The sequence below is a fragment of the Brevundimonas sp. FV1ye7S genome, assembly GCF_058680995.1.
Genome location: NZ_CM178726.1, coordinates 1,923,131 through 1,949,279, shown reverse-complemented (window position 1 = coordinate 1,949,279; position 26,149 = coordinate 1,923,131). Strand labels below are relative to the sequence as shown.

Annotated in this window: 27 protein-coding genes; 16 read left to right on the top strand and 11 right to left on the bottom strand. The window is 67.7% G+C overall.

Annotated elements, in window-relative coordinates; genetic code table 11:
* Nucleotides 1–19: 19 nt before the first annotated feature.
* The 11 genes from ACW18C_RS09410 to ACW18C_RS09360 all read left to right on the top strand — a co-directional run bounded on the left by ACW18C_RS09410 (nucleotide 20) and on the right by ACW18C_RS09360 (nucleotide 4,322).
* Nucleotides 20–343, top strand: coding sequence for a RebB family R body protein (locus ACW18C_RS09410; RefSeq protein WP_008259391.1), 324 nt, complete (start codon nucleotides 20–22; stop codon nucleotides 341–343).
* 74 nt (nucleotides 344–417) lie between these two features.
* Nucleotides 418–783: a RebB family R body protein gene (locus ACW18C_RS09405; protein WP_035310418.1), complete on the top strand. Its 366-nt coding sequence runs from the start codon at nucleotides 418–420 to the stop codon at nucleotides 781–783.
* A 17-nt stretch (nucleotides 784–800) separates the two neighbouring features.
* Complete coding sequence (locus ACW18C_RS09400; protein ID WP_154726195.1) at nucleotides 801–1,115, top strand: hypothetical protein; 315 nt, start codon at nucleotides 801–803, stop codon at nucleotides 1,113–1,115.
* A gap of 27 nt (nucleotides 1,116–1,142) precedes the next feature.
* The gene (locus ACW18C_RS09395) at nucleotides 1,143–1,367 is read left to right on the top strand and encodes a RebB family R body protein (protein WP_008260453.1); all 225 of its coding nucleotides are present in this window, start codon (nucleotides 1,143–1,145) and stop codon (nucleotides 1,365–1,367) included.
* A gap of 3 nt (nucleotides 1,368–1,370) precedes the next feature.
* On the top strand, nucleotides 1,371–1,706 hold the full coding sequence (locus ACW18C_RS09390) for a RebB family R body protein (RefSeq protein WP_492070620.1): 336 nt from the start codon (nucleotides 1,371–1,373) through the stop codon (nucleotides 1,704–1,706).
* Nucleotides 1,707–1,725: 19 nt separating this feature from the next.
* Nucleotides 1,726–1,959 (top strand): RebB family R body protein, encoded by a 234-nt coding sequence (locus ACW18C_RS09385; RefSeq protein WP_008262209.1) that lies wholly within the window; start codon nucleotides 1,726–1,728, stop codon nucleotides 1,957–1,959.
* 31 nt (nucleotides 1,960–1,990) lie between these two features.
* Nucleotides 1,991–2,374, top strand: a complete 384-nt coding sequence (locus ACW18C_RS09380) for a hypothetical protein (protein WP_008259273.1) — start codon at nucleotides 1,991–1,993, stop codon at nucleotides 2,372–2,374.
* A 23-nt stretch (nucleotides 2,375–2,397) separates the two neighbouring features.
* The gene (locus tag ACW18C_RS09375; RefSeq protein ID WP_492070619.1) at nucleotides 2,398–2,748 is read left to right on the top strand and encodes a hypothetical protein; all 351 of its coding nucleotides are present in this window, start codon (nucleotides 2,398–2,400) and stop codon (nucleotides 2,746–2,748) included.
* A 19-nt stretch (nucleotides 2,749–2,767) separates the two neighbouring features.
* Nucleotides 2,768–3,028, top strand: coding sequence for a hypothetical protein (locus ACW18C_RS09370; protein ID WP_154726198.1), 261 nt, complete (start codon nucleotides 2,768–2,770; stop codon nucleotides 3,026–3,028).
* Entirely contained in the window at nucleotides 3,025–3,354 is a 330-nt protein-coding gene (locus tag ACW18C_RS09365) for a hypothetical protein (protein WP_008261577.1), read from the top strand. Before ACW18C_RS09370 ends, ACW18C_RS09365 begins: the two co-directional genes overlap by 4 nt.
* 428 nt (nucleotides 3,355–3,782) lie before the next feature.
* Nucleotides 3,783–4,322 (top strand): RNA polymerase sigma factor, encoded by a 540-nt coding sequence (locus ACW18C_RS09360; protein WP_492070617.1) that lies wholly within the window; start codon nucleotides 3,783–3,785, stop codon nucleotides 4,320–4,322.
* Here the strand turns inward: ACW18C_RS09360 and ACW18C_RS09355 are convergent.
* Nucleotides 4,319–6,049, bottom strand: coding sequence for a cytochrome c biogenesis protein DipZ (locus ACW18C_RS09355; RefSeq protein ID WP_492070615.1), 1,731 nt, complete (start codon nucleotides 6,047–6,049; stop codon nucleotides 4,319–4,321). The genes ACW18C_RS09360 and ACW18C_RS09355 overlap by 4 nt on opposite strands.
* A 148-nt stretch (nucleotides 6,050–6,197) precedes the next feature.
* Between ACW18C_RS09355 and parC the strand changes: the two genes are divergently transcribed.
* Complete coding sequence (parC, locus tag ACW18C_RS09350; protein ID WP_492070613.1) at nucleotides 6,198–8,411, top strand: DNA topoisomerase IV subunit A; 2,214 nt, start codon at nucleotides 6,198–6,200, stop codon at nucleotides 8,409–8,411.
* A 172-nt stretch (nucleotides 8,412–8,583) separates the two neighbouring features.
* On the opposite strand, the gene ACW18C_RS09345 is transcribed toward parC, so the two are convergent.
* Complete coding sequence (locus ACW18C_RS09345) at nucleotides 8,584–9,321, bottom strand: arginyltransferase (RefSeq protein WP_492070611.1); 738 nt, start codon at nucleotides 9,319–9,321, stop codon at nucleotides 8,584–8,586.
* A 114-nt stretch (nucleotides 9,322–9,435) separates the two neighbouring features.
* Entirely contained in the window at nucleotides 9,436–10,335 is a 900-nt protein-coding gene (locus ACW18C_RS09340; RefSeq protein WP_154726690.1) for a flagellar motor protein MotB, read from the bottom strand.
* A 128-nt stretch (nucleotides 10,336–10,463) separates the two neighbouring features.
* On the opposite strand from ACW18C_RS09340, the gene ACW18C_RS09335 reads away from it, so the two are divergent.
* Nucleotides 10,464–11,324, top strand: coding sequence for an NAD(P)-dependent oxidoreductase (locus tag ACW18C_RS09335; RefSeq protein WP_492070609.1), 861 nt, complete (start codon nucleotides 10,464–10,466; stop codon nucleotides 11,322–11,324).
* A 23-nt stretch (nucleotides 11,325–11,347) separates the two neighbouring features.
* Here the strand turns inward: ACW18C_RS09335 and ACW18C_RS09330 are convergent, their stop codons facing one another.
* On the bottom strand, nucleotides 11,348–13,570 hold the full coding sequence (locus ACW18C_RS09330) for a S9 family peptidase (RefSeq protein ID WP_492070608.1): 2,223 nt from the start codon (nucleotides 13,568–13,570) through the stop codon (nucleotides 11,348–11,350).
* Nucleotides 13,571–13,659: 89 nt separating this feature from the next.
* Between ACW18C_RS09330 and ACW18C_RS09325 the strand changes: the two genes are divergently transcribed.
* Nucleotides 13,660–14,463: a trypsin-like serine peptidase gene (locus ACW18C_RS09325; protein WP_492073995.1), complete on the top strand. Its 804-nt coding sequence runs from the start codon at nucleotides 13,660–13,662 to the stop codon at nucleotides 14,461–14,463.
* Nucleotides 14,464–14,473: 10 nt separating this feature from the next.
* Here the strand turns inward: ACW18C_RS09325 and ACW18C_RS09320 are convergent, their stop codons facing one another.
* Nucleotides 14,474–16,255, bottom strand: coding sequence for an acyl-CoA dehydrogenase (locus ACW18C_RS09320; protein ID WP_492070606.1), 1,782 nt, complete (start codon nucleotides 16,253–16,255; stop codon nucleotides 14,474–14,476).
* Nucleotides 16,256–16,374: 119 nt separating this feature from the next.
* Here ACW18C_RS09320 and ACW18C_RS09315 point away from each other — a divergent pair, with 119 nt between their 5' ends.
* Together ACW18C_RS09315 and ACW18C_RS09310 are read left to right on the top strand one after the other, a co-directional pair.
* Entirely contained in the window at nucleotides 16,375–16,926 is a 552-nt protein-coding gene (locus ACW18C_RS09315; RefSeq protein WP_492070605.1) for a cytochrome b, read from the top strand.
* Nucleotides 16,923–17,852 carry an L-threonylcarbamoyladenylate synthase gene (locus ACW18C_RS09310; RefSeq protein ID WP_008264089.1) on the top strand — a complete coding sequence of 310 codons (930 nt, stop codon included), beginning with the start codon at nucleotides 16,923–16,925 and terminating at the stop codon, nucleotides 17,850–17,852. The genes ACW18C_RS09315 and ACW18C_RS09310 overlap by 4 nt, the downstream gene beginning before the upstream one ends.
* On the opposite strand, the gene ACW18C_RS09305 is transcribed toward ACW18C_RS09310, so the two are convergent.
* The 6 genes from ACW18C_RS09305 to ACW18C_RS09280 form a co-directional block, all read right to left on the bottom strand.
* Nucleotides 17,849–18,913 carry a patatin-like phospholipase family protein gene (locus tag ACW18C_RS09305; RefSeq protein ID WP_492070603.1) on the bottom strand — a complete coding sequence of 355 codons (1,065 nt, stop codon included), beginning with the start codon at nucleotides 18,911–18,913 and terminating at the stop codon, nucleotides 17,849–17,851. The two genes, ACW18C_RS09310 and ACW18C_RS09305, sit on opposite strands and share 4 nt — an antisense overlap.
* 24 nt (nucleotides 18,914–18,937) lie before the next feature.
* Nucleotides 18,938–19,807, bottom strand: a complete 870-nt coding sequence (locus ACW18C_RS09300) for a 3-hydroxybutyrate dehydrogenase (protein WP_008259939.1) — start codon at nucleotides 19,805–19,807, stop codon at nucleotides 18,938–18,940.
* A 52-nt stretch (nucleotides 19,808–19,859) separates the two neighbouring features.
* A complete protein-coding gene (gene yaaA / locus ACW18C_RS09295) occupies nucleotides 19,860–20,630 on the bottom strand; it encodes a peroxide stress protein YaaA (protein ID WP_492070601.1) in 771 nt (256 codons plus the stop codon).
* A gap of 631 nt (nucleotides 20,631–21,261) precedes the next feature.
* Nucleotides 21,262–22,674, bottom strand: a complete 1,413-nt coding sequence (locus ACW18C_RS09290) for an FAD-binding oxidoreductase (RefSeq protein WP_492070599.1) — start codon at nucleotides 22,672–22,674, stop codon at nucleotides 21,262–21,264.
* A 47-nt stretch (nucleotides 22,675–22,721) separates the two neighbouring features.
* Nucleotides 22,722–24,821: a DNA topoisomerase IV subunit B gene (parE, locus tag ACW18C_RS09285; RefSeq protein ID WP_492070597.1), complete on the bottom strand. Its 2,100-nt coding sequence runs from the start codon at nucleotides 24,819–24,821 to the stop codon at nucleotides 22,722–22,724.
* Entirely contained in the window at nucleotides 24,796–26,145 is a 1,350-nt protein-coding gene (locus ACW18C_RS09280; RefSeq protein WP_492070596.1) for an O-antigen ligase family protein, read from the bottom strand. Before ACW18C_RS09280 ends, parE begins: the two co-directional genes overlap by 26 nt.
* Between the last annotated feature and the right edge of the window lie 4 nt (nucleotides 26,146–26,149).

Here is a 26,149-nt window from a genome sequence, read left to right as displayed (position 1 = left end):
CAAAAGAAGGACTTGAGACATGGCGCTTCCGACACCCGTCAACGGCATGATCACCGACGCCGTCACCCAGGCCAACGTCAAGGTGCTGGGCGACGCTCCGGCCATGGCCATGGGCGCGATCTATCAGTCGCTCGCCCACTCCACCGGCATTCTCTACGAGAATGCAGCCTCTTCGCAGCAGCAACTGGCCATCGCCGGCCAGGCCGCGACCAATCAGGGGGTCATCCAGATCTACAGCGTCGACACCATGGCCGGCGCTGTCGCGGCCAGCAAGATCAGCCAGTCGGACACGCCTGACAATCTGTTGTCCCTGCTGACGGCCCTGCGCGCCACGGCGGCCTGACGCCGATCCCTGGATATCCGTGACGGCCGCGGCGGGAGACTGGCGCCCGCCGCGCCACCCCTTGGAGGACCACCATGGTCGAGGCGAAGATGAACGAGAAGACGGCGGAAAAATCCGCCCAGACCCTCGGCGACTTCGAGGAGATTCTGAAGCTCATGCTGGAGCTCAGCAAGAACCCCGCGACGGCCCCCACGGCGGAATCGGTCGCCAACACCCTGCTGACCGTCATCGGCTCGGGGCCCAGCTTCGCGGCGATGCAGAGCCTGGTGGCCGCTAATCAGGCCAGCGGGATGATGTACCACAACGCCGTCGCCAACCAGCAGACCACCAACATCCTGGGCATGGTCGCGACCATGAACTGCGTCCAGGCGCTGATGGACAAGCCGTCCGTCATTCCGTGGCCGGACATCGGTCCGCGTCGTGAGGAGCCGTTCGAATGACACGCGAGGAAAAGCGATTGAGAACCGAAGAAGGGCTGGCCGTCGCGGCCTGTCGCGACGACGCCCTGCTGCTGTGCGCCGGAGCCGGCGTGTGCAACGCCGGTCTGATCACCATCATGGCCTCGGCGGACGCCTTTGCAGCGCGCCTGGCCGCTTCGACGCAGCATGCGGCGGAACTGTCGACGCTGCAGATCCGGCAACTGGCGACCAGCCTGGCCGACATGCAGCAAATCCGCACGGTCCGGACCGCCGACGTCGGCGTGCGGTCGGTGTCGCAAGTTCGTCAGGAGCCTGCGCCATCGGCCTTCTACGGCGCGCCGGTCGTCACCTGAGCATCAAGAAAAGGGGGAGGCTTCGTCATGAGCGACACCGTCAACGCACAGATCACCGACGCAGTCACCCAGACCAACGTCAAGGTGCTGGGCGAGGGGCCTGCGGAAGCCATGGCCGTATCGGTCCAGGCGGTGGCGCACGCCACCAGCCTGTCGGTCGAGAACGCCAGCCAGACCCAGGGGGGCATGCAGCAGATCAACAACGCCGCCGTCGGCGCCCTGATCGCCAAGATCCTCGAAATCGCGGTCTGAGCCATGGCCTATCCGACCGCCGTGAACAGTCAGATCACCGATGCGGTGACGCAGCAGAACCTGATGGTCCTGGGCGCCGCATCGACGATCGCCATGGGCTCGATCTACCAGAGCGCGGCCCATTCGACGGCGATCGTGTTCGAGAACGCGGTCCAGGCCCAGCGCCAGGCCTCGATCTGCGCCCAGGCCGCCACCAACCAGGGCGTGATGCAGGTCTACGAGATGGGCAGCATGGTCTCGGCCATCGCCACCACGCGGATCGCCGCCAGATCGCCGCCGCCCAGCCCGCTCGAAAACGCCCTTGTTCTGCTTATCGCCGCCAAACTGCTGAATCTCTAGAATTGTCAGGATCTGAACCATGGCCGCCGACACGCCCGTCAACTCGCAAGTCACCGACGCGGTCACCCAGACCAACGTCAAGGTGCTGGGCGAAGCGCCGGCCCAATCGATGGCGCTGGTCTATCAGAGCATGGCCCATTCGATCTCTCTGGCCATGCAGAACGCCCAGCAGGCGCAAGGGGGGCTGCAGCAGATCGGCAACGCCGTCACCTCCAGCGCCGTCACCATGATCATGAACGCGGCGCAGAAATAGCGCCTTCATCTGAAACGAGAGCTTTCGCGCCGTGACCGAACCGACCGTCAACAGCCAGATCAAGGACGCCGTTCAGACCTCGACGAACTGGGCGCTGGGCTTCGCGCCGCTCGAGCAGGGCACCCCCTCGACCTCGACGCGCGTCTCGGCCGGCGGCGCCATCGCCTACGACAAGGCCACCCAGGCGGCGGCTTTGTCGGTGCAGGACGCCGCCGATTACCAGCGCAACATGCTGTCCATCAGCACCACCGTCCAGGGCAAGGCCATGGCCATGATGCTGGCGTCGGGCGGGATGAACGAACCGGCGCTTGTCGCCTACGCCATGGCCCTGGTCAGTTCGTTCGCGGCGCCGATCGCGGCGGGCCTGGCGGCCGAATCCGTCACCACGGCGGTCAAGACCTTTCCCAGAAACTAGTCGAAGAGAGAGAAGGAGCAGCCATGTCCCGTTTGACCCTATCGAAGATGAGCGACGCCGAGGCCGTCGTTCAGGAAGCGCAGACGCTGGAATGGGAGACGCGATGCGAGACCGAGCGGTGGAGCGACGCCGCAGAAGACAGACCCTCGGCCGAAGGGTTTGAGGAAAGCCAGTCCAGATATCGGGAACTGCGTGCTGCGGCGGAGGCGATGGTCGCCATCCTGTACCGGATGCAGGAGCCGTTGCTGACCGATCCCTATGCGCCCTGGGCGGCGAAGCTGATGGTCAAGGCGCGGGGCCTGCTGACCGATATCGAAGACGGCGAGCTGGTCGAGAAGATCTCGTTCGTTCCCGCCGGATCCGACAAGGAATGAGGCCGGACAGGAGGGTTTGATGACCGACGATTCTCCCTCGCCTGAGGCCGCCGCCGGCGAGCCGCCGGTTCCGGCTGCGGATCCCATTGTCGTGGCGGCTCGGCGGATGGTCGCCGAGGTCTTCAGGACCTCGGCCGCGCGCCTGCCGGAGTTGCTGGCGGCTCAGTCGCCGCCGGACACGCCGATTCCCCAGTTCACCGAGGCCATGATCGAGCAGCTTCAGGCGCAGCTGACCCGGGCTCTGGGGCTGCCGCCCGATGAAGACGGATCCGCCCGATGACGGATGCGCAAGGGGCGACGGGGCGGCATCTCTATGACTCCATATCGGAGCAGAAACACACGGTCGTCGACAGTTTCGCCGATCAGCGCGAGCTGTTGAAACGCGCCGTGGCCGAGCAACGCCTGGCGGCCATGCCCGAGGACATGCAGCGCGCGGCGAGGGGGCCTTCCGCCCAGGTCAGTCTCGAGATCGTCGAGGCCCTGCAGAAGATCATCGCGCGCGAGGTGACGCGGCAGTTGGACCTCGCGATCTGCGCAATGATCGAACGGACCGCCGCATCGCCATCGGCCGCCGCGCCGGCTGACGGGGCGTCAGGCGGCCAGTAGCCGTCAGTATTTTCCAGCACCGCATCAAACGGCTTCACAAAAAGCAAATACACCCGTCTAAGTAGTGATAACGGGGTTCTTGCAAACTCTGGTTGATGCGACGTCGGTGATCCAGAATCGCGACGAGGCCTCGACCGATACGCCCCGTTGGTTCTGCCAGGCCAAGCGTAGGGGGATGAGCTCGCTTTGGGCTTGACGGTCGCTCCCCACGCCGAGGGGGAGTGACGAATATGAATGTCGTCCGGTTGTTTCCGGATTGGGAGACGCAAGGCGAGGAAGAGAGGGCGCCCGCGACGGCTGCGCCGCCTGAGCGGCGTTCTGCTTCTCATCCTTCAGCGCCGCGTCCGCCGTCTCCTGTCGAGGTTCTGGCCCGAGCGGCCGGCGGCGATCGGGGCGGGATTCCAAAAGCCGGGTTGACGCCTGCGGGCGTGATCGCGCGCGCTCTGGACCGGCCGCCGTCGATGGACCGTTTCTGGGCGATCTGGATGGCGCATCAGAACAGTCTGCGGCATCGAAGCCTGCGGCTCTCCGGCGGGAATCGGGCCGACGCCGAGGACGCGTTGAGCGCAGCCATGGTGCGGGCGGCCCAGGCCTTTGACCGCCAGCCGGTGCAGAACCCTGGGGCCTGGCTGGTGCGGATCCTGCACAACGCCTGCATGGATCAGCACCGCCAGAACGCCAATCGCATTCCCATCGTGGCAGAGGACGCCGATCTGCCGCCGCCGTCCGCCGCCGCCTGGGTCAAGGCGGCGCCCTCGCCGGAAGAGGCGCTGTCGCAACAGGAAAGCGACGCGGCCTGGGGGCGGGCCATGAACGCTCTTCCGGCCGCCCTGGTCGAGCCCTTGCGGCTCCATCTCGACGACTGGAGCGACGAACGGATCGCCGCCCATCTGAACATCAGCCGGGAACTGGTGCGCAAGCGTCGCCAGTTGGCGAAGAACCGGTTGAGACTGCTGCTGGATCTCTAGCCGAAGGTGAAGGCGAAGACCTGGACGCCGGGGTCGAGGAATTCGATCTCGAAGGTGCGTTCGCGAACGGCGCCGGACTGGCGGATCAACTGATACAGGCGCTGCTGGTCGATGCGTCCCACGCCCTGGGCGTCGATGTCGGACCCGGCGTCCACGCCCGGCGCCTGGCCGTCGATCAGAACGCGGAAACGCGGCATGGCGCCGTTGGACCCGGGCCCCATGACCAGGTGCAGGTCGCGCGCCTTGAAGCGGAAGGAAAGCCGGCCGCCGGCCGCCGCCAGTTCGGCGTGCTCGCGCGTCACGCGCCAGCGCCCGACCAGGCTCCAGTCGTTGAGGTCCAGCGGGCTGGCGACATAGGTTTTGACGGCGTCGCGGGCGAGGCCGCCCGGCGAACGGAAGTTCTCGGCGCGGGCGTAGCCGACATAGGTTTCGGGCGAACCGAGCTGGTCCATGGCGGCGGCGGCCTCGGCGCCCTGGGCCTGGATCTGGACGACGTCGGCGGCGACATCGGCGGCTCCGGCCTCCTTGAGCAGTTGCTGGATGACCCGTTCCGAGCCCTCATAGTCGCCCTCGCCGAAATGGTGGTGGCGAATGCGGCCCTGGGCGTCGATGAAATAATGGGCGGGCCAGTACTGGTTCTTGAAGGCGCGCCAGATGGCGAAGTCGTTGTCCATGGCGACCGGATAGTCGACGCCCAGGCGGCGGACGGCGTCGCGGACGTTGGCCTCCGACTTCTCGAAGGCGAATTCGGGCGTATGGACGCCGATCACGACCAGGCCCTGGTCCTTGTACTTCTCGGCCCAGGCGCGGACATAGGGCAGGGCGCGCAGGCAGTTGATGCAGGAGTAGGTCCAGAAATCGACGACCACGACCTTGCCGCGCAACTGCGCCGGGGTCAGGGGCGGGGAGTTGATCCAGGTGGTGGCGTCGGTCAGGGGCGGCATGGTTCCCTCGACCGGCAGATTGGCCAGATCCGTCGGCGCCGCGTTCATCGGCGCGCCGCGACCGATGGTGCTCAACAACGCCTGTTCCAGACGGCCGGTGCTTCCGGCCGAAATCCGGGTCAGCAGGCCCGTGTCCAGGCCCAGGCCGATGGCGACCACGCCAATCAGCACCAAGGCGCCCAGGCCGCGCCGCACCCATTCGCCGACGCCCAGCGCGCCCTTCATGGCCTTGAACACCCGTCCGCCGACCAGCAGGGCCAAGGCCAGGGAGGTGGCGGCGCCCGCCGCATAGGCCAGCAACAGCACGGTCGAGCCGACGCCGGCGCCTTGCAGGGCCGCGCCGGTCAGGATGACGCCCAGGATCGGACCCGCGCAGGGCGCCCACAGCAGGCCGGTGGCCACGCCCAGCAACAGGGAGGCGCGGACGTCGCCCTGGTCTGCGGAGCGGCGCTCGACGCGATCGGTCAGCCAGGAGCCGGCCGCCACGAAGGGGCGCATCAGCCGCTCGCCGATGGAGGGCACGAGCAGGCTGAGGCCCAGGACGGCCATGACCGCGAGCGCGATCCAGCGACCGACCTCATTGGCCCGCACCGCCCAGCCGCCGCCGAGGGCCGCCAGGGTCGCAACCCCGGCGAAGGTGACCGCCATGCCGACCAGCAGGGGCAGGCCGTTGCGCACGAAGGGCCGACCGGCGCGGGCGAAGACGAAGGGCAGGACGGGCAGGATACAGGGGCTGACGATGGTCAGGGCGCCGGCCAGATAGGAGAGCAGGAACAGGATCATGGAGACGGGCCTGACGTGACGGGGTCACTCACATACGAAGCCGGGAGGCGTTCGGTTACCCTTCGGCGTACGATCTCCCACAGATAGACGACCTGTCTTGTGTCGAACGGGCTAGACTTCGCGCTTCCGATCCCCGATTCGCTGGCCCATGACGATCCACGCTCCGCCGCCGGAAGGCGGCCGTATCATCGACGAGCCGATGGAGACGGCCCTCAGCCGTCGCTATCTGGCCTACGCCCTGTCGACCATCACCAACCGCGCCCTTCCCGACGTTCGGGACGGGTTCAAACCCGTGCACCGGCGCATCCTGTACGCCATGCACCAGATGCGGCTGAATCCGCAGGCGGCCGCGCGCAAATGCGCTAAGGTCGTCGGCGAGGTCATGGGTGGATACCACCCGCACGGCGACGCCTCGATCTATGAAGCCCTGGTGCGTCTGGCCCAGGACTTCGCCCAGCGCTATCCGCTGGTCGACGGCCAGGGGAACTTCGGCAATATCGACGGCGATAGCGCCGCGGCCATGCGCTATACCGAGTGCAAGCTGACGCCCGCCGCCGTGCTGCTGCTGGACGGGATCGATCAGGATTCCGTCGATTTCCGCGCCACCTACGACGACCAGGACGAGGAGCCGGTGGTTCTGCCGGCCGGCTTCCCCAACCTGCTGGCCAACGGCTCGTCCGGCATCGCCGTGGGCATGGCGACTTCGATCCCGCCGCACAATGTCGGCGAACTGATCGACGCCTGCCAGATGCTGCTGGACCGGCCCGAGACGACGACGGCTGAACTGGTGCAACTGGTCCCCGGTCCTGACTTCCCGACCGGCGGGGTCGCCGTGGAAGGCCATGCTTCGATCCTGGACGCCTATGAGACGGGCCGGGGCGGGGTGCGGCTGCGGGCGCGCTGGGAGACTGAGGACCTGGGGCGCGGCGTGTGGCGGATCATCGTCACCGAGATGCCGTACCAGGTGCAGAAGTCGCGCCTGATCGAGGCGCTGGCCGATCTGATCGAGCACAAGAAGGCGCCGCTGCTGGGCGACGTGCGCGACGAGTCGGCCGAGGACATCCGCCTGATCCTTGAGCCCAAGAACCGCACCATCGAGCCCGAGATGCTGATGGAGAGCCTGTTCAAGCTGTCGGATCTGGAAGTCCGCTTCCCGATCAACATGAACGTGCTGGATGCAGACGGCACCCCGCGCGTCATGGGGCTGAAGGCCTGCCTGAGGGCCTTCCTGGATCACCGCCGCGAGGTTCTGAACCGGCGGTCGCAGTGGCGGATCGCGCGGGTCGAGAAGCGGCTGCACCTGCTGGAAGGCCTGCGCATCGTCTTCCTCAACATCGACGAGGTGATCCGCATCGTTCGCGAGGAGGAACAGCCCAAGGCCGTCCTGATCGCGCGCTTCGGCCTGACCGAGGTCCAGGCCGACTTCATCCTCGACACCCGGCTGCGTCAGTTGGCGCGTCTGGAAGAGATGACGATCGAGAAGGAGTTCAAGGAACTCTCGGAGGAGCTGGCGCACCTGCAGGCCCTGACGTCTTCGGAAGGCAAGCAGTGGAAGGCCATCTCCAAGGAGCTGGAGGCTGTGCGCAAGGCGCTGATCTCGCCGCGCCGGACGACCATCGCCGACGCCGTGGACAGCTCGGCCTTCGTGGCGCCCGAGGCCTTCATTCCGCGCGAGGCGATCACCGTCATCCTGTCGGAACGGGGCTGGATCCGCGCCGCCAAGGGCAAGGTCGAGGATCCGTCGGAGCTGAAGTTCAAGGAAGGCGACCAGCTGGCCTATCTGGTGCCGGCCTATACGACCGACAAGCTGCTGGTCGGGGCGTCGGACGGACGAATCTTCACCATCGGGGCGGACAAGCTGGCGTCCGGTCGCGGGCATGGCGAGCCACTGCGCCTGATGATCGACCTGGATGAGAAGGCCGAGATCATCAACGTTCTGGCGCACCAGCCGGGCGGCAAGCTGCTGATCGCGTCGAAGGCCGGCTATGGCTTCATCGCGCCGGAAGACGACACCCTGGCCCAGAAGCGGGGCGGCAAACAGGTGCTGAACGGCGACATGCTGGCCATGCTGCGCATCCCGCAGACGCCGACGGCCGACCATGTCGCGACCATCGGCGAGAACATCAAGACCCTGATCTTCCCGCTGGACGAACTGCCCGAGATGGGGCGCGGCAAGGGCGTGCGGCTGCAGAACTTCAAACAGGGCGGTCTGGCCGACGTCACCGTGTTCAACGCCGAACAGGGGCCGGAATGGGCCGACGGCGGCGGACGCCGCCGCAACTGGCCCGACTGGAAGGACTGGCTGGGCAAGCGCGCCGGCGCCGGCCGCCAGGGGCCGCGAGGCCTGAGGAAGTTCAGGTAGAGTTGGCCTCTCCCTCCCCCTGCGGGGGAGGGGGGCGGAGGCGTAGCCGAAGCCGGGTGGGAGGGGCCGGGCGATACTTCGCTGTTGCTCCGTTGGTGCGCTGCTGCCGGGCCGCCCCCACCCCGTCGCTGCGCGACGCCCCTCCCCGGACGGGGAGGGAGAGGCGGTTCGCCTAGTCCTGCAGCCGAGACCATCCCAGCTTGCCCAGCACTTCCATCGGGCGAAAGCCCGACTTGTAGTCCATCTTGTCGGAGCCCTGGACCCAGTAGCCCAGATAGACGAAGGGCAGGCCGACCTGGGCGGCCTGGCGGATATGGTCGAGGATGGCGAACCGACCCAGGCTGCGGCGCTCCATCGCCGGATCATAGAAGCTGTAGACCATCGACAGACCGTCTTTCAGCAGGTCGGTCAGGGTGACGGCGACCAGATCGCCCGGCCCGCCGTCGGTGGAGGCCAGGCGATATTCGATCAGATGGGTGCGCACAGTCGTGTCCTCGACCATGGCGACATAGTCGAGCCAGCCCATGTCGCTCATGCCGCCGGTCGGATGGCGGGTGGTCAGATAGCGGCGCAGCAGTTGGAACTGTTCGGTCGTGGCTTCGGCCTCGACCAGGCTGCGCGACAGGTCGTCGTTGCGGGTCAAAACCTTGCGCTGCGACCGTGTGAAGGCGAACTCGGGCACGGGCAGGCGGACCGAGACACAGGCGTCACAGGCTTCGCAGGCCGGGCGATAGGCGATGTTCTGACTGCGGCGAAAACCGGCCACGGTCAGTTCGTCATTGACGTGGGCGCCGTCCGAGAAGGGCAGGTTGGCGAAGACCTTGCGCTCGGTCTTGCCGGGCAGATAGGGACACGGCGCGACCGAGGTCATGAAGAACCGGAGCTGTCGTGTCGGGACATGCTGCGTCACGGCGCTAGATCCGCACCCGATCTTGCCGAGAGTGTGACGGTCGAAGGCTCATTCCGGGATTTGGCGTCATTCCTCGCCGGGCCGCAAGCGCGTTCGCGCCACAGCCGAGCGGGATCACAGCGAGGTGTCCATCGGCAGGACCGGCGCCTCGCGCAGCAGGACGATGGCGATGCGGCGGTTGCCGGCCAGGGTCGGGTCGTCGGGATAGAGGGGGTCCGAACCCGCTTTGCCGGCGACGGAATAGACCCGGTCGGCGTCCACGCCGGCGCTCTGAAGCACCAGACGCGAGCCGTTGGCCCGTTCCGAGGACAGGGTCCAGTCGGCCGGACCGCTGGCGCGATTGGAGCCGGGCGTGGCGCTGGTGTGGCCGGTGATGGAGATGCGGTTCGGCAGCTGGTTGATGACCTTGGCCACGGCGCGCAGCAGGACCTGAGCCCGGGCGTTCGGCCGGGCCGAGTTGTTGTCGAACATCGAGCGGCCCTCCTGATCGACCAACTGGATGCGCAGGCCCTCGGGCGTCTGGTCGACGATCAGCTGTTTCGACAGCTCGGCCAGTTCCGGCATCGACTGCATGGCCTGACGCAGGGATTCGGCGGCGCTGGCGAACTCCGCCGCCTCGCGCTTCTGGATCTCGGCCTGGAGCGCGGCCTCGCTGGCCGATGCGAGATTGGTGCTGGATCCGACGGCTGCAGCGTCGGCCGGGGCCTCGGGCGCGAGTTGCTCAAGCACCGACTGGGATCCGGAGCTCTTGGGGCCGTCGTCGCCCAGGGCCGTGCCGCCCAGGATGCCGCCCGATCCGGAGGTGGTTTCGGAAACGCTGGCCGGAGCGAAATACTCGGCTATGCCTTTCTTCTGCTCCGGATCGGTCGTGTTGATCAGCCACATCAGCAGGAAGAAGGCCATCATGGCGGTCACGAAGTCCGCATAGGCCACCTTCCAGGCGCCGCCATGGTGGCCGCCGCCGGAGACCTTCTTGACCTTCTTGATGAGGATCGGACGATCGCTCACGGACATGGACGCACCCCGGGAATTTACTGTCCCAATGTGGGGCGCCGAGGTTAACCGGGCGTTGATCCGCGCCACAGCGGCTTGAACCCCCGCTCGACCCGGCCTAGTCCGTGCCCTGAAACACGGAGCCTGTCATGAAGATCGCATTCGCCGGCCTGGGCGTCATGGGCGCCCCGATGGCGCGTCACCTGGTGCGGGCCGGCCATGATGTCGTCGGCTTCAACCGCACCATATCCAAGGCGCAGGCCTGGGCCGAGGCGACGGGCGGCCGTTTCGCGAAGACGGTGGCCGAGACGGCGAAGGGCGTCGATCTGTTCATCCTGTGTGTCGGCAATGACGACGACGTGCGCGCCGTCGTGACCGAGGGGCTGCCGCATCTGGCTGAAGGCGCTGTGATCGTTGATCACACGACGACGTCGGCGAAGGTGGCGCGCGAGATGGCGGCGTTGGCAGAAGGGCAGGGGCGGCGCTTCGTCGACGCCCCGGTGTCGGGCGGCCAGGCGGGCGCCGAGAACGGCCAGCTCAGCGTCATGGCGGGCGGCGACGCCGGGGCCCTGGCCAAGGCGGAACCGGCGCTCCAGGCCTATTCCAAGGCGATCAAGCATATGGGGGCGGCCGGATCGGGCCAACTGACCAAGATGGTCAATCAGATCGCCATCGCCGGGGTGGTCCAAGGCCTGGCCGAGGCGGTGCATTTCGCCCAGGTCGCGGGCCTGGACACCGACGCCGCCTTTGACGCCGTCTCCAAGGGCGCGGCCCAGAGCTGGCAGATGGACAACCGCTGGAAGACGGCGGCCAGGGGCGAGTTCGAATTCGGCTTCGCCGTCGACTGGATGCGCAAGGATCTGGGCCTGGTGCTGGACGAGGCGCGGTCGAACGGGGCGCGTCTGGCCCTGACGGCCCTGGTCGATCAGTTCTATGCCGAGGTCCAGGCCATGGGGGGCAACCGCTGGGACACCTCAAGCCTGGCGGCGCGACTTCAGTCGAGGGACTGAAGCCGCGCAAGGGAGGTGGCGGATCAGGCCGCTTCCCAGCCCTTTTCGACGGCCCAGACGGCGAAGGCGTAGTCGTGGGCGACCTCTTTCAGATAGTCGAACCGGCCGGCGGCGCCGCCGTGCCCAGCCTCCATATTGATCTTCAGCAGCACAGGCTTGCCCGAGGTCGTCGCCGGACGCAGCTTGGCGACCCATTTTTCAGGCTCCCAATAGGTGACGCGGGGATCGGACAGGCCGCCGGTCGCCAGGACGGCGGGATAGGCTTTCGGCCCCACCTGATCATAGGGGCTGTAGCTCATCATATAGTCGTAGGCCTCGGGGTCCTCGATCGGATTGCCCCATTCGGGCCATTCCGGCGGCGTCAGCGGCAGGGAGACATCGCTCATGGTGTTGATCACGTCGACGAAGGGCACCTGGCCGATGACGCCGGCCCACAGGTCGGGCCGCATGTTGTTGACCGCGCCCATCAGCAGGCCGCCGGCCGAACCGCCCTGGGCGACGATGTGTCCCGCGGTCGCGTATTTCCGGTCGATCAGGTGTTCGGCGGCGGCGATGAAGTCGGTGAAGGTGTTCTTCTTCGTCATCCGGCGGGCGTCCAGGAACCAGCCCCAGCCCTTGTCCGAGCCGCCCCGGATATGGGCGATGGCGTAGATCCAGCCGCGATCGACCAGCGACAGCCGGTTGGTCGAGAAACTGGCCGGCATGGGAATGCCGTAGGAGCCGTAGCCGTAGAGCAGCAGGGGCGCCGAACCGTCCAGCGGCGTGGATTTTCGACGCAGCACCGTGACCGGCACCAGCTGTCCGTCCGAAGCGGGGGCGTTCAACCGCTCGACCACATAGTCCGCAATATTGTGGCCCGACGGAATCTGCTGCGTCTTGCGCAGGGTCCGCTCGCGCGTCGCCATGTCGTAGTCGAAGGTCTGGGTCGGGGTGGACGGCGAATTGTAGCTGTATCGCGTGTGGGTCGTCTCGAACTCGGACGCGCCGGACAGCGACAGGGCGAAGGCGGGTTCATCGACGGCGATCTCGTGTTCGGCGCCGGCGCGGTCGCGGATGATGATCCGGGTGTTGGCGTCGGCCCGTTCCTGGCGAGCCAGGTGATCCATCGTCAGGTCCAGGCCTTCGATGAAGCGGCCGGGCGTGTGCGGCACCAGATCGGTCCAGTGGGCCTTGGCCGGCGTTGCGGTCGGCGCCTGGACGATCTTGAAGTCGATGGCGTCGTCCGCATTGGTTCGGATCACCCAGCGGTCGCCCCAGTGATCGACGTCGTAGCGGAGGGCCACCACACGAGGCTCAAGAATAACGGGTTCGGCCGTGGGCGTCGCGGCCGGAATGTAGCGCGCTTCCGACGTCTCCTGGTTCTGGATGCCGATGACGATGAACTGGTCGTCGGCGGTGCGGCCGACGCCGATGAACATGCCGTCGTCGGCCTCTTCATAGACCAGGGTGGCTTCACCGCCGCGCGCCGGGCGACGGAAGATCTTGTCCGGGCGACCGTTGTCGTCGCGATTGGTCCAGAAGATCCACTGGCTGTCGGGCGAGAAGACGAAGTCGCCGGTGGCGCTGTCGATCACGTCAGGCAGAACTTCGTCGGTCGCCAGGTCCTTGACGTAGATCTTGTGGACCTCGGAGCCCTGGGCGTCCTCGGCATAGGCGAACAGGCTGTGGTCCGGGCTGTGGCTCGCGGCCGACACTTCCGAATAGGCCTTGCCATCGGCGAGTGCGTTGGCGTCGAGGAGCAGTTGAGGCGTGGGCGCGACGACGAAATTCTTCGTCACCGGCTGACCGTCCACCATCCACGCGCCCTGGCGTTCGACGCGCATGTAACGGGGATGCTGGTCGCCGGTGCGGTATTCGACGTAGTAGTTCCAATCGCCGTCCGGGGCCGGAACCGAGCTGTCGTCCTCCTTGATACGACCGCGCATCTCAGCGAACATCGCCTGCTGCAGCGGCAGGGTGGAGGCCATCATGGCCTCGCGGTAGGCGTTTTCGGCCGTCAGATGTTCCTTGACCTCGGTCTTGATCAGGGTCGGATCGCGCAGCACGGCCTGCCAGTTGTCGTCCTTCATCCATTGATAGTCGTCGGTCCGGGTGCGGCCCAGTTGTTCGATGACGACAGGGATCTTCTTGGCGACGGGGGGCTGGGGCATCGAGGGTCCGGTAGTCTGAGCGGGCTTGGCGAGGGCGGGGGAGGCGACCGCGACGGCGGTTGCGGCGGTCGAGACGATCAGTTGGCGACGGTTCATCGGTTAGGCCCCCTTGTTCGGACCCGAACCTTGTGCGTGGCCCACGGCGGCGTCAAATGAAGAAAAGCCCAGAGAGGCGCTTTGCCTTGATGTTCGACCTCCAGACCCTGCCGACGACCTCCGCCGAGGCGACGCAGACCGTGTCGCGTTCGGCCAGAGACCTGACCGTGACCATGATCCGTGCGACGGTCCAGATCGACCAGCCGAACGGCGACGGCACGCGAACCGTGGGCGCGGGTTTTCTGTTGAATGCGCCCCGCGCGGACGGCACGCCGCGCACCGTCCTGGTCACCGCCGATCACGTGCTGAGCCGCATGCCCGACAGCGAGGCGCGGATCGGATGGCGCGTCGAACTGCCGGACGGCGGGTGGCGTTTCGATCCCCAGCCGCTGATCATTCGGGACGCAGAGTCTGACCCGCTATGGACCAAGCCGGGCGACCGCGACATTGCGGTCATGGAGATCAGCGCGCCGGCCGCCTTCGCCCGTGACGCCATTCCGATCGCATGGCTGGCGGACAGGGAGGCGTTCGACACGACCGCAGTCGGGCCGGGCGACGCTATGCGGACGTTGGGCTTTCCCCGAGGGCGGTCAGCCAACCGCGCCGGGTTTCCGATCCTGCGCGTCGGGCGGATCGCATCCTGGCCGCTGACGCCGATCAGCGCCTTTCCGACCTTCCTGCTCGATCTGGCCGTCTTTCCGGGCGATTCGGGCGGACCGGTGTTCTGGACGCTGGCGACTCAGGTGTCGCCGGTCCATCCGTGTGTCGCGGGGGTTCTGACCCAGGAAGTCATCGTCCAGGACGAGCGCCTGAGGATCGGCGTGGTGGTCCACGCCGACTATATCCGTGAGGCGGTCGACCTGCTGGACCAGAAGGCCGCGCCGGCGCCCTGACGCCGCTGCTTCAGCCCGTCAGGGCTTCCGCCGTCAACCGCTTCAACAGGTCGCCGCCCTGGCCCACGGCCGCCAGGCGGCTGGAGACATGGCCCAGCACATTGGCGGCATAGACCTCATACAGGTCCAGCTTGCCCTGCAGCCACACGGGGTCGCCCTCGCCGGCGTCGAGGCGCGCCTTGGCCGCCAGGGCGCCCTTGGCCAGCATCCATCCGCCGACCACGTCGCCCAGCAGTTTGAGATAGGCGTCGGCGGCGGCCAGGACATCGGCGGCCGCCTCGGCCTCGGCCTTGCGATCAAGCAGCCACAGGGTGGCGTCCTGAACCGCCTCGATCCCCGTGGCGAACCGTTCCAGCGGCTTTCCGGAATAGAGGTCGGCCAGTTCCGCCAGGGTCGCCTTCATGTCGGCGATCAGAGCCCGGGCCGCTTCCCCGCCGTCCATCGACAGCTTGCGGCCGACCAGATCCATGGCCTGGATGCCGTTGGTGCCCTCGTAGATCGGTGCAATCCGGGCGTCGCGGTAGTATTGGGCGGCGCCCGTCTCCTCGATGAAGCCCATGCCGCCGTGGATCTGGACGCCCAGCGACGCCACCTCGCAGCCGACGTCGGTGGACCAGGCCTTGGCGATGGGGGTGAACAGGTCCTCGCGGGCCTTCCAGCGCCGACGATCCTCCTCAGTTCCATGACGGGCCAGGTCGGCGGCGACGCCGGTCGACAGGCAGATGGCGCGGGCGGCCGATGTCTTGGCCTTCATCACCCCCAGCATGCGCCGCACGTCGGGATGGTCGAAGATCGGAGCGTTGGCCTCGCCGGTCCAGACCGAGCGGCCCTGACGACGGTCCAGCGCATAGGCCAGGGCGTGCTGATAGGCGCGTTCGGCGATGCCGACGCCCTCGACGCCCACGGCGAGGCGGGCCGCGTTCATCATCACGAACATGTGGGCCAGGCCCTCGTTCGGTCGGCCGACCAGTTCGGCGCGCGCGCCTTCATAGCTCATGACGCAGGTCGGGGAGGCGTGGATGCCCAGCTTGTGTTCGACCCCGACCGGGCGGAAACCGTTGCGGTCGCCCAGGCTGCCGTCGTCATTGACCGCGAACTTGGGCGCCAGGAATAGGCTGATGCCCTTGGGGCCCTTGGGCGCGTCGGGCAGGCGGGCCAGAACCAGATGGATGATGTTGTCGGTGGCGTCGTGGTCGCCCCAGGTGATGTAGATCTTCTGGCCGTTCAGGGCGTAGGTGCCGTCGCCGTTCGGCGTCGCCGTGGTGATCAGAGACCCCAGGTCCGAGCCGGCGCCCGGTTCGGTCAGGACCATGGCGCCGGTCCATTCGCCGCTGACCAGCTTGGTCAGGTATTTGGCCTTCTGTTCCTCGGTCCCGACCTGGTCCAGCGCCTCGATAGCCGCCAGCGACAGCATGGGGCACAGGCCGAAGGCCATATTGGCGGCGTGAACGGTCTCATAGGCCGCCAGCTCCAGCGCCTTGGGCAGGGCCTGGCCGCCGACCTCGACCGGAGCCGACAGGCCGGTCCAGCCGCCGGCGGCGAACTGGCGATAGGCGTCGGCGAAACCGGGGGCGGCCGTGACTGCGCCGTTCGCATAGTGCGAGCCCTGCTGGTCGCCGATGCGGTTCAATGGGGCCAGCACCTCCTCGGAAAACTGTCCGGCCGCTTCCAGCACCGCGCCCGCGACGTCGGAATCATAGTCCGGGAAGGCTCCGGTGGCGGCGACGTCGGCCATGCCGGCGATGGCCTCCAGGGTGAAGGCCAGATCACGAACGGGTGCGCGGTAGCTCATGGGTTTCCTCGATGCATATTCAGGCCTAAGTGCCTCGTCATCGCCCCTCGTCGCAAGCGGCTTGGCGCAAGGCTCTTCGTCGGGGCACAGTGGCGCCCTGCCGCCACGGAAGGGAAGTCATGGCCGAACCTCGCAATCGCTATTCGACGGTGTCGCTGGCGCTGCACTGGATCATCGCCCTGGGCGTGCTGGCCCAGGTGCTGCTGATCACGGCGCATGAGAAGACGGAAGGCGTCCTGTCGGGCCAATTCGTCATGCTGCACAAGTCGGTGGGCATCACCATCCTGGTCCTGACCCTGGCGCGAATCGGCTGGCGGCTGGCGCATCCGGCCATCCCCCTCCCGGGCCACCTGCCGCGCTGGGAAAGATTGGCGGCGCGTGCGACCCATGTGCTGTTCTATGTCGTCCTGATCGCCATGCCGATGACCGGCTGGCTGGCCTCATCGGCGGCCGGGCGGGAGATCGCCTGGTTCGGTCTGTTCGACTGGCCCCTGCTGCCGGTCGGCGGCGGTCGCGAGACGGCGGGTCGGTTCATGGAGGTCCATGAGGTGGTGATGAAGGGCCTGTATGTCCTGATCGCGCTTCATGTGCTGGGTGCGCTGAAGCATCAATTCATCAATCGTGACAATGTGCTGCACCGGATGATCCCGCCGATCCCGCGTCGGCCATGACCCAAAGGTCCGGCGATACGGCCGATCAGGCGGCCACGGCCCTGCGCCGGGGCGAACTGATCCTGCTGCCGACCGAGACCGTCTATGGCCTGGGCGCCGACGCGGGCAACGCGGAGGCGGTGGCCGCCATCTTTCAGGCCAAGGGAAGGCCGCGCTTCAATCCCTTGATTTCTCATGTCGCCGACGCCGTCGCGGCCGAGGCTGTCGGGGTGTTCGACGTCTCGGCCCGGGCGCTGGCCGAGGCCTTCTGGCCGGGCCCCTTGACCCTGGTGACGCCGGTGCGGGACGGAGGGCGGGTCTGTGATCTGGCCCGGGCCGGGCTGGACAGCGTGGCCATCCGGGTTCCGGGCCATGCGGCGGCGCGGGCGGTGCTGTCGGCCTTTGGCGGGCCGGTCGTGGCGCCCTCGGCCAATCGGTCGGGACGGCCCAGTCCGACGAATTTCGCCGATGCGGTGGAGGAGACGGGGTTCGCCGTCACGGCGGCCGTGGACGGCGGCCCCTGCGCGGTGGGGCTGGAGAGCACGGTCGTGTCGGTGCTGGGCGGGCGGGTGTCGCTGCTGCGGCCGGGCGCGGTGACCCGCGCCGAGATCGAGGCCGTGGTCGGGCCGCTGGCGGACGGCGGCGACGGGCACAGGTCGCCGGGCCGGCTGGCGGCGCATTACGCCCCCGACGCCCCGGTTCGGATCGACGTCGTCGCGCCGCGTGACGGCGAGATCCTGCTGGGCTTCGGACCGGGGGCGGGCGATCCGCGCTGGAGCTTGAGCGTCTCGGGCGATCTGCGAGAAGCGGCGGCCAACCTGTTCAGATTGTTCAGGGAAGCGGATCGCACGCATCCTGCCGGCATCGCCGTGTCGCCGATTCCGTCACAGGGTCTGGGCGAGGCGATCAACGACCGTCTGCGCCGCGCCGCCGGCTTCGTCGGCTAGCCGAACCGGGCCTGGAGATCGACGCTGGAGTGCCGCCCGACGCAGGGCAGGCAGGTCTCCAGCCAGTCGTCGGCGGCGGCCCGTCCCCGCGCCTTCAGATCATTGAGGAAGCTCCATTCGGTGTTGAACTTGGACCTCAGCGACAGGTCCGACAGCCAGCCGTCGGCCTCGATGGCGTGCAGCCGGACCTGACGATAGGACCCGCCGCCGTGTTTCAGCTGGCCCCCGGCGATCATCTCGGCGGCCATGGCGATGGCGCGCAGCTCGGCGACCAGGGGGGCGTTGAAGACGATCTCGTTCAGCCGTTCGACGATGTCGCCGGCGCTGCGCGGCGTCTCATCGCGAACCAGGGCGTTCAGCGTCACCAGCAGGACGTCGTCGGGCGTGTCATCGCCGGTCAGGGGCCACAGCGGCGGATTGGTCAGGTAGCCGCCGTCCCAATAGGGTTCACCGTCGATCTCGACCGCCTGGAACAGATGGGGCAAACAGGCCGAGGCCATCAGGATGTCGGCGGTGATCTCGCCGGATTCGAAGATGCGGGCCCGGGCCTGGCGCACGGCGGTGGCGGCGACGAACATCTTTATGTCGGATGCCTGAACCGCGCCGAAATCGACCGCCGCCTTTAGAACCCGTGTCAGAGGGTTGTGATTTAGCGGATTGAATTCATAGGGGCTCATGGACATGGCCAAGGTCTCGCCGGCGCGCCATAGCGGGGTGTCCTTGATCCAGTCCGGCGTCTGGGCCGGGTTCCACAGGGTGCTGTCGCCGAAGACGTTGCGGCCGCCCGACTGGTTGATCTCGCGCCACAGTTTGTCGAGGGCGGCGCGGGCGTCGCCGGCGGCGAGACCCGAAACCAGGGCCGCGCCGTTCATGGCCCCCGCCGAGACGCCCGAGACGGCGCGAACCTCCAGCCGGCCGTCCTCCAGCAGCCGGTCCAGCACGCCCCACTGGAAGGCGCCGTGCGCCCCGCCGCCCTGCAGCGCCAGGGACAGGGGCCGTCGTCCCGAGGTCGACGGGACGATGTCCGCCGGTTCGGCGGCCTTGCGTCTGAAGATCGCCATGCCGCCGTCCCCTAAGTCATTGGTCTATTGCGCGGTCCAGCCGCCGTCGATGGAGAAGCTGGCGCCGTTGGCCGAGGCGCCCAGGTCGCTGACCAGATAGAGGAAGAGGCCCGCCAACTGGTCGGTCGTCACGAATTTCTTGGTCGGCTGGGCGGCCAGGATGACGTCGTGCAGGACCTGTTCCTTGGAGATGCCGCGGGTGCGGGCCTGGTCGGCGATCTGTTTCTCGACGATGGGGGTCTCGACGAAGCCGGGGCAGATGGCGTTGCAGGTGATATTGTCCTGGGCCAGTTCCAGGGCCACCGTCTTGGTGAAGCCGACGATCCCGTGCTTGGCCGCGACATAGGCCGACTTGAACGGGCTGGCGACCAGGCCGTGGGCCGAGGCCATGTTGACGATCCGGCCGCGCCCCTGGGCCTTCATGATCGGAATGGCCGCCCGTGTGGCGTAGAAGGCCGAGGACAGGTTGATGGCGATGATCTGCTCCCACTTGTCGGTGGGGAATTTCTCGACGGATTCGACGTGCTGGATGCCGGCGTTGTTGACCAGGATGTCGAGGCGGCCGAACTCATGTTTGGCGAAGGCGACCATGTCGGCGATCTCATCGCCGCGCATCATATTGGCCGCGTGATAGCGGACCCGGCCGCTGGAGCCGGCTTCCAGCCCGGCGCGGGTGCGTTCGATCTCGGCTGGATCGCCCAGCCCGTTCAGCACCACGTCGCCGCCGCGCGCCGCCACGGCCCGCGCCAGGGCCAGGCCGATGCCCGAGGTCGAGCCCGAAATGACGGCGACCTGACCCTTCAGGTCGCCGATGTCGCGAAACACCGGGGCGTCGCCGTGTGCGGCGGCTGGTGCGGCGCTGGGGCCCTTGGATGACTTCGACCAGTTGAACATGAATCCGCCCTTCGTGTTTTGTCGAGAGACTAGCGGCAGGACGGGGCGGGGATCAAGAATTTCCCGACCTGATGAATATCCACTCGTTGTCCGTCGAGGCGGCCTTGTCGAACCTGTAGCCGTCGCGGTCGAAAGCCTTCAAGTCCTCGACCCGTTCCACCCGCTCGTCGATGGCGAACCGGGCCATGGCCCCGCGGGCCTTCTTGGCGAAGAAGGAGATGATGCGGCTCTCGCCATTCTTCTCTTCGCGGAACTGGGGGGTGACGACCGGCAGCTTCAGGGCCTTGGCGTCGACGGCGCCGAAATATTCCTGGCTGGCCAGATTGACCAGGGTCGGGTCGGCGTGGCCCTCGGCGTCTGCGTTCAGCTGTTTCGAGATCCGGTCGCCCCAGAAATCATAGAGGCTGGACCCGCGCCGGGTCTTGAGCCGCGTGCCCATTTCAAGCCGATAGGGCTGGATCCGGTCCAGCGGGCGCAACAGGCCGTAGAAGCCCGACAGGATGCGCAACCGGTCCTGGGCGAAGTCGAGGGCCTCGGCGTCGAGTTCGCGCGCCTTCAGGCCTTCATAGACGTCGCCGGCGAAGGCGAAGGCGGCCTGGACCCCGTCGGTCGAGTCCGAATCAAAGGCCTTGAACCGTTCCAGGTTCAGGGTGGCTAGGTCGTCGGAAATCCCCATCAGACGACGCAGGTCCGCCTTGGTCTGACGCCGCGCCGTCACGGCCAGGCTGGCCGTGTCGTCCAGAAAGCGACGGTCCGTGCCGGGAATGGCGGGATCGGCTTCGGTGAAGTCCAGCCGCTTGGCGGGAGAAAGAACGATCAGCAAGAGGCGGCTCCGTGGTGGCCCGCTGACATAGGGCGCCTTGGTGACGATTTGAACCGGGTGCGATGACGGCGTGGGGGATCGCCCTCGCGCTTTCGCTGCGAAGTTCATGGAGGGCTGGGCGGGGCGCCGGGCCTTCGCCCGGAGTATGATCTAGAAATACCGTTTCGACGAAGGTTTGACGCCCCGCGCGAATGGTTGGCCTGCAAGCTCGGGGCGCCGAGCGGTGGCGGTCTTATCGCCTAACCCCATAAGCCTGCGACGGGTCGGCAGGGTCTGCGAAACCCCGTCCCGAGTGCGATCGAGTATCCCCCTCGACCCTCCGACAACGTCCTGAGACGCCGTCGGCGCGGGGGGATCTCACCCCCGCTCCCGTTCCATCCGCTCCCGCCGCCGCAAGGTCGCAGGCCTTACGAGCCCTCCAAGCGACGAGACCGGGCGAGGAGTTGGAATTGCTGGAGTGAGACCAGCGTCATTGTGACAGTTGGCGCCGTTCGGGCCCCCTCCGTCTCGCCGGCTTCGCCGGCGATCCACCTCCCCCAGAGGGGGAGGAATGGGATGACGGAGATCCTCCCCCCTTGGGGGAGGTGGCGCGGCGCGGAGCGCCGTGACGGAGGGGGCGCGTCGCCGAGCGCTAGAACAACACCGCCGGGTTCATGATCCGCTTGGGGTCGATGGCGCGGCGCAGGGCGGCCATGGTTTCGATCTCGAGGGGGGATTTGTAGCGTTTGACCTCTTCGGTCTTCAGCCGGCCCAGGCCGTGCTCGGCGGAGATGGAGCCGTCGTAGCTTCCGACAACGTCGTGAACCACTTGCGAGCCTTCCTTCCAGCGACCGATGAAGGCGGGGATGTCCTGGCCCACGCCCGGCAGGATGTCGTAGTGCAGATTGCCGTCGCCGACGTGGCCGAAGACCGAGATCCGGGCGCCGGGGTGGAAACGTTCGACGGCGGCCGAGGCCTCGTCGATGAATTCGGCGATGCGGCTGATGGGGACGGAGACGTCGTGTTTCCAGCCGCCGCCCTCGGGCTTCAGCGCCGCCGAATGTTCTTCGCGTAGGCGCCAGAAGGCGGCGCGCTGGGCGTCGTTCTGGGCGATGGCGGCGTCGGTGATCAGGCCTTGTTCGAAGGCGACCTCCAGCAGGGCCTCCATCTGGGCCTCGGCGCCGCCGGGCGTCCCGGAGGCGATCTCGATCAGGACGTACCAGTCGGGCGTTGAATCTAGCGGTTCGCGGGTGTCGGGGATGTTCTTGAGCACCAGTTCCATGCCCAGACGCTTCATCAGCTCAAAGGCCTCGACCCCGCCGCCGGTCTCGGCCTTGGCGCGGGCCAACAACTCGACCGAGGCGGCGGCCGTCTCCAGGCCGACGACGGCGACGGCGCGCGAGCGCATGATGGGGAAGAGTTTCAGGGTGGCCGCGGTGACCACGCCCAGGGTGCCCTCGGCGCCGATCAGCAGTTGTTTCAGGTCGTAGCCGGTGTTGTCCTTCCTGAGGCGCTTCAGGCCCCGGAAGATCTCGCCGTTGGGCAGGACGGCCTCCAGCCCCAGGACCAGGTCGCGCATCATGCCGTAGCGCAGCACCTGGGTGCCGCCGGCGTTGGTGGAGATGACGCCGCCGATGGTGGCCGAGCCCTCGGCCGCGAGGCTGAGCGGGAAATAGCGACCGGCCGCGGTCGCCGCCTGTTGGGCCTCCAGCAGGGTCAGACCGGCCTCGACCGTCATGGCGTCGTCCAGGGGGGTGACGTCGCGGACGGCGCGCATCTTGCGAGTCGACAGCAGGACTTCACCGAAGGGGATCTGGCCGCCGACCAGGCCGGTGCCGCCGCCCTGGGGCGTGATGGCCACGCCTTCGCGGGCGCAGATGGCGACCGCCCTGGCCGTTTCCTCGGTCGAGCGCGGGGTCAGCAGGATCGGCGTATGGCCGGTCCAGCGGTTGCGCCATTCGGTCAGGGCCGGGGCGATGACCTCGGGATCCTGGGTCCAGCCGCCCGGACCCAGGGCGGCTTTCAGTTCGTCCAGAACGGCGGGAGAGGGGGCGGGCGTCTGCATGGCTCCCTTTTGTCAGGCGCGAGGGCGAGGTGGAAGGGCCGTCGGCCTCAGACGTCCAGGTCTTCCTTCACGAACTGGGCGTTTTCCTGGATGAACTGGAAGCGGGCGTCGGCGCGCTTGCCCATCAGGCGTTCGACCAGATCCTCGACGCTGGTTTCGGCGTCGGGGACGGTGATCCGGGCCAGGGTGCGCTTCTTCGGGTCCATGGTGGTCTCCTTCAGCTGGGAGGCCATCATTTCGCCGAGGCCCTTGAACCGGCCGATCTCGGTCTTCTTGCCCTTGAAGACGGTGGCCAGCAGCTCGTCGCGGTGGGCGTCGTCGCGGGCGTATTCGCTCAAGGGGCCGGCCGAGATGCGGTACAGCGGCGGCAGGGCCATGAAGACCCGGCCCTGGCGGATGGTTTCGGGCATGACCCGGTAGAAGAAGGTGATCAGCAGGGCCGCGATATGGGCGCCGTCCACGTCGGCGTCGGTCATGATGACGATTCGCTCGTAGCGCAGGTCGTCGATGTTGAACCGATTGCCGGGCTGGACGCCCAGGGCCAGGGCCAGGTCGGACAGTTCGATATTCTGGCGCAGCTTATCCGCCGTGGCCGACGCGACGTTCAGGATCTTGCCACGCAGGGGCAGGATGGCCTGGGTGGTGCGGTCGCGCGCCTGTTTGGCCGAGCCGCCGGCCGAATCGCCTTCGACGATGAACAGTTCGGTGCCCTGGGCCGACTGGCGGCTACAGTCCGACAGCTTGCCCGGCAGGCGCAGCTTGCGGGTGGCGGCGGCGCGCTGGACCTCCTTGTCCTTGCGGCGGCGCAGACGGTCCTCGGCGCGATCGACGACGAAGCCGAGCAGGGCGTTGGCCTGTTTGGGGCTTTCGGTCAGCCAGTGGTCCAGCGGGTCGCGCAGCAGCTGTTCGACCAGGCGGGCGCCCTCGGGCGAGGACAGACGGTCCTTGGTCTGGCCCTGGAATTCGGGATTGCGGATGAAGACGCTGATCAGGGCGCCTGCGTTGGCGGTGACGTCCTCGGCCGTGATGATGGCGGCGCGCTTCTCGTTGGTCAGTTCGCCGTAGGATTTCAGACCCTTGACCAGGGCGGCGCGGAAGCCGGCCTCATGGGTGCCGCCGTCGGGGGTGGAGACGGTGTTGCAGTAGGACTGGATGAAGCCGTCAGCCTCGCCGAAGCCGATGGGGGACCAGGTGACGGCCCATTCGAAGGCGCCCGCCTCGCCCTGACGCTCGGCGCGGCCGGCGAAGGTGGGGGTGACGGTCTCCAGCTCGCCGATCCGGTCGATCAGGGCGTCGGCCAGACCGCCGGGGAAGTGGAGCAGGGCCTGGGTCGGTGTGGCGTCGGTGATCCGCTCGGGCGCGCAGGTCCATTTGATCTCGACGCCGCGGAACAGATAGGCCTTGGAGCGGGCCATGCGGAACAGACGGGCCGGCTTGAAGGCAGCGCCCATGCCGAAGATCTCGTCGTCCGGCTTGAAGCGGATCTGGGTGCCGCGCTTCCTGGACGGCTGGATCTGCTGGATCGGGCCCAGGACATTGCCGCGCGAGAAGGACTGTTTCCACTCGAAGCCGTCGCGCCAGACGGTGACGTCCAGGTGCTCGGACAGGGCGTTGACGACCGAGACGCCGACGCCGTGCAGGCCGCCCGAGGTCTCATAGGCCTTGCCGGAGAATTTGCCGCCCGAGTGGAGGACGGTCATCACCACCTCCAGCGCCGACTTGCCGGGATGTTTGGGGTGGGGATCGACCGGGATGCCCCGGCCGTCGTCGCGGACCGACAGATAGCCCTCGGCGTCCAGTTCGACGGTGATCAGCTTGGCGTGACGGGCCACGGCCTCGTCCATCGCATTGTCGAGGACTTCGGCGAACAGGTGGTGCAGGGCGCGTTCGTCGGTGCCGCCGATATACATGCCGGGGCGTTTGCGAACGGGCTCGAGCCCTTCCAGAACCTCGATGGAGGAGGCGGAATAGGCGTTCTGGGCGCCTGTAGTCGGAGCGAGGGCGGTCGGGGCTGCGGCGACAGGCGTCGGGACCGGTTTTGGCGCAGGGGCGGGCGCAGCCTGGGGCGGCGTCGCCGCGACAGGTTTGGGCGCCTCGGGCTTGGGCGCCTCGGGCGTGTCGTTAAAAGCGAAGAGGTCGTCGGCCATTCACATAGTCTGAGGCGATTCGGAGCCGGTTCTGGTAGGCGCGTGTCGCCGGTCGAGCAAGCGGCGGTCGCACCGGAACCGGATCGAAGGTCACGGCGCGGGCCAGAATCGCCAGCATCAGGATCCACGGCAGGTTGGCGTGGGTCAGAAGGACGCTCTCCGAAAGGCTCAGCGCGAAGAAGACCGCCAGATAGCCGACGCTCCAGAACCCCTCCCGCGCGCCCAGGCCGTTCAGACGGGCCAGGATCATGACGGCGGACACGGCCATCAGGGTTCCGACGGCCACTGCGCCGGGCCAGCCGAGCTGGACCAGCAGATCGATCCAGCCGTTGTGGGCCGAGGGGACGGGCCACTGGGTCTCCAGCCGGATCTCGCGGGCGGGAATGGAATCGACGCCCCAGAAGGCGCTGAAGCCGTAACCGGTCCAGGGGCGTTCGGCGACCTTGCGCATCAGGGCCTCCCAGATCAGGGTCCGGCCGGTCAGGGACGGGTCCTTGCCCAGGGCTTCGAGAATGGCGGCGGAATCGGTGTTCCAGAACCAGGTCCCGACGGCGGCGATCACCACGCCCAGCCAGACGGCCGCGACGGTCACGGCCGCGCCGCCCTGTTTCAGCGTCCACCAGCCGCCGACCATGCCGACGCCCAGCATCCAGCACAGCAGCGAGGTCTTGGACTGGGTGGCCACGACCAGAAGCGTGGTGAGGGCGAAGGTCAGCAGGGCGACCCAGGGCTTGCGCCCGTTTCCGGCCAGATGGTCGGCGGCCAGGCTGGCGGCGGCCGAGACCGCGCCGACCACCATGACCAGGCCCATCTGGTTCTTCTCGTACCAGAGGCCGCGCCACAGACCGGCGTTGTCGTACTGGTGAACCCCGATGCGGGGAAAGGCGAAGACCATGATCAGGCTGCCGACCGCCATGACCAGACAGGTGTGCATCAGGACGCGGGGCAGGGCCGCGTCCCGGAAGACCGCGCCCAGATAGACGGCGAAGGCGCTGTTGATCGCCAAGGCGATGACGCGCCGGTCGGTGACGCCGGGATCGATGGACCAGTACTGCGAGACATAGGCCAGGCCGACCAGGCCGCCGACCATCAGCCAGGCGGGCCAGGCGCGGATGATTTTTTCGAAGCGAAACACGATCAGGCCGGCGGTGACGGCGTAGACGGGCAGCCAGATCAGGCGAAGGATCGGGGTCTCGCCCTGGTCCGGGGCGATGACCGGGGCGATCAGGGCGCCGGTCAGCATGAAGACGACGAAACCCGCCGCCCACTGTTCCCAGGCGGGCGGGGCGTCCGAATCATCGATCTGGACGGGCGAGGCGTGCACCGGG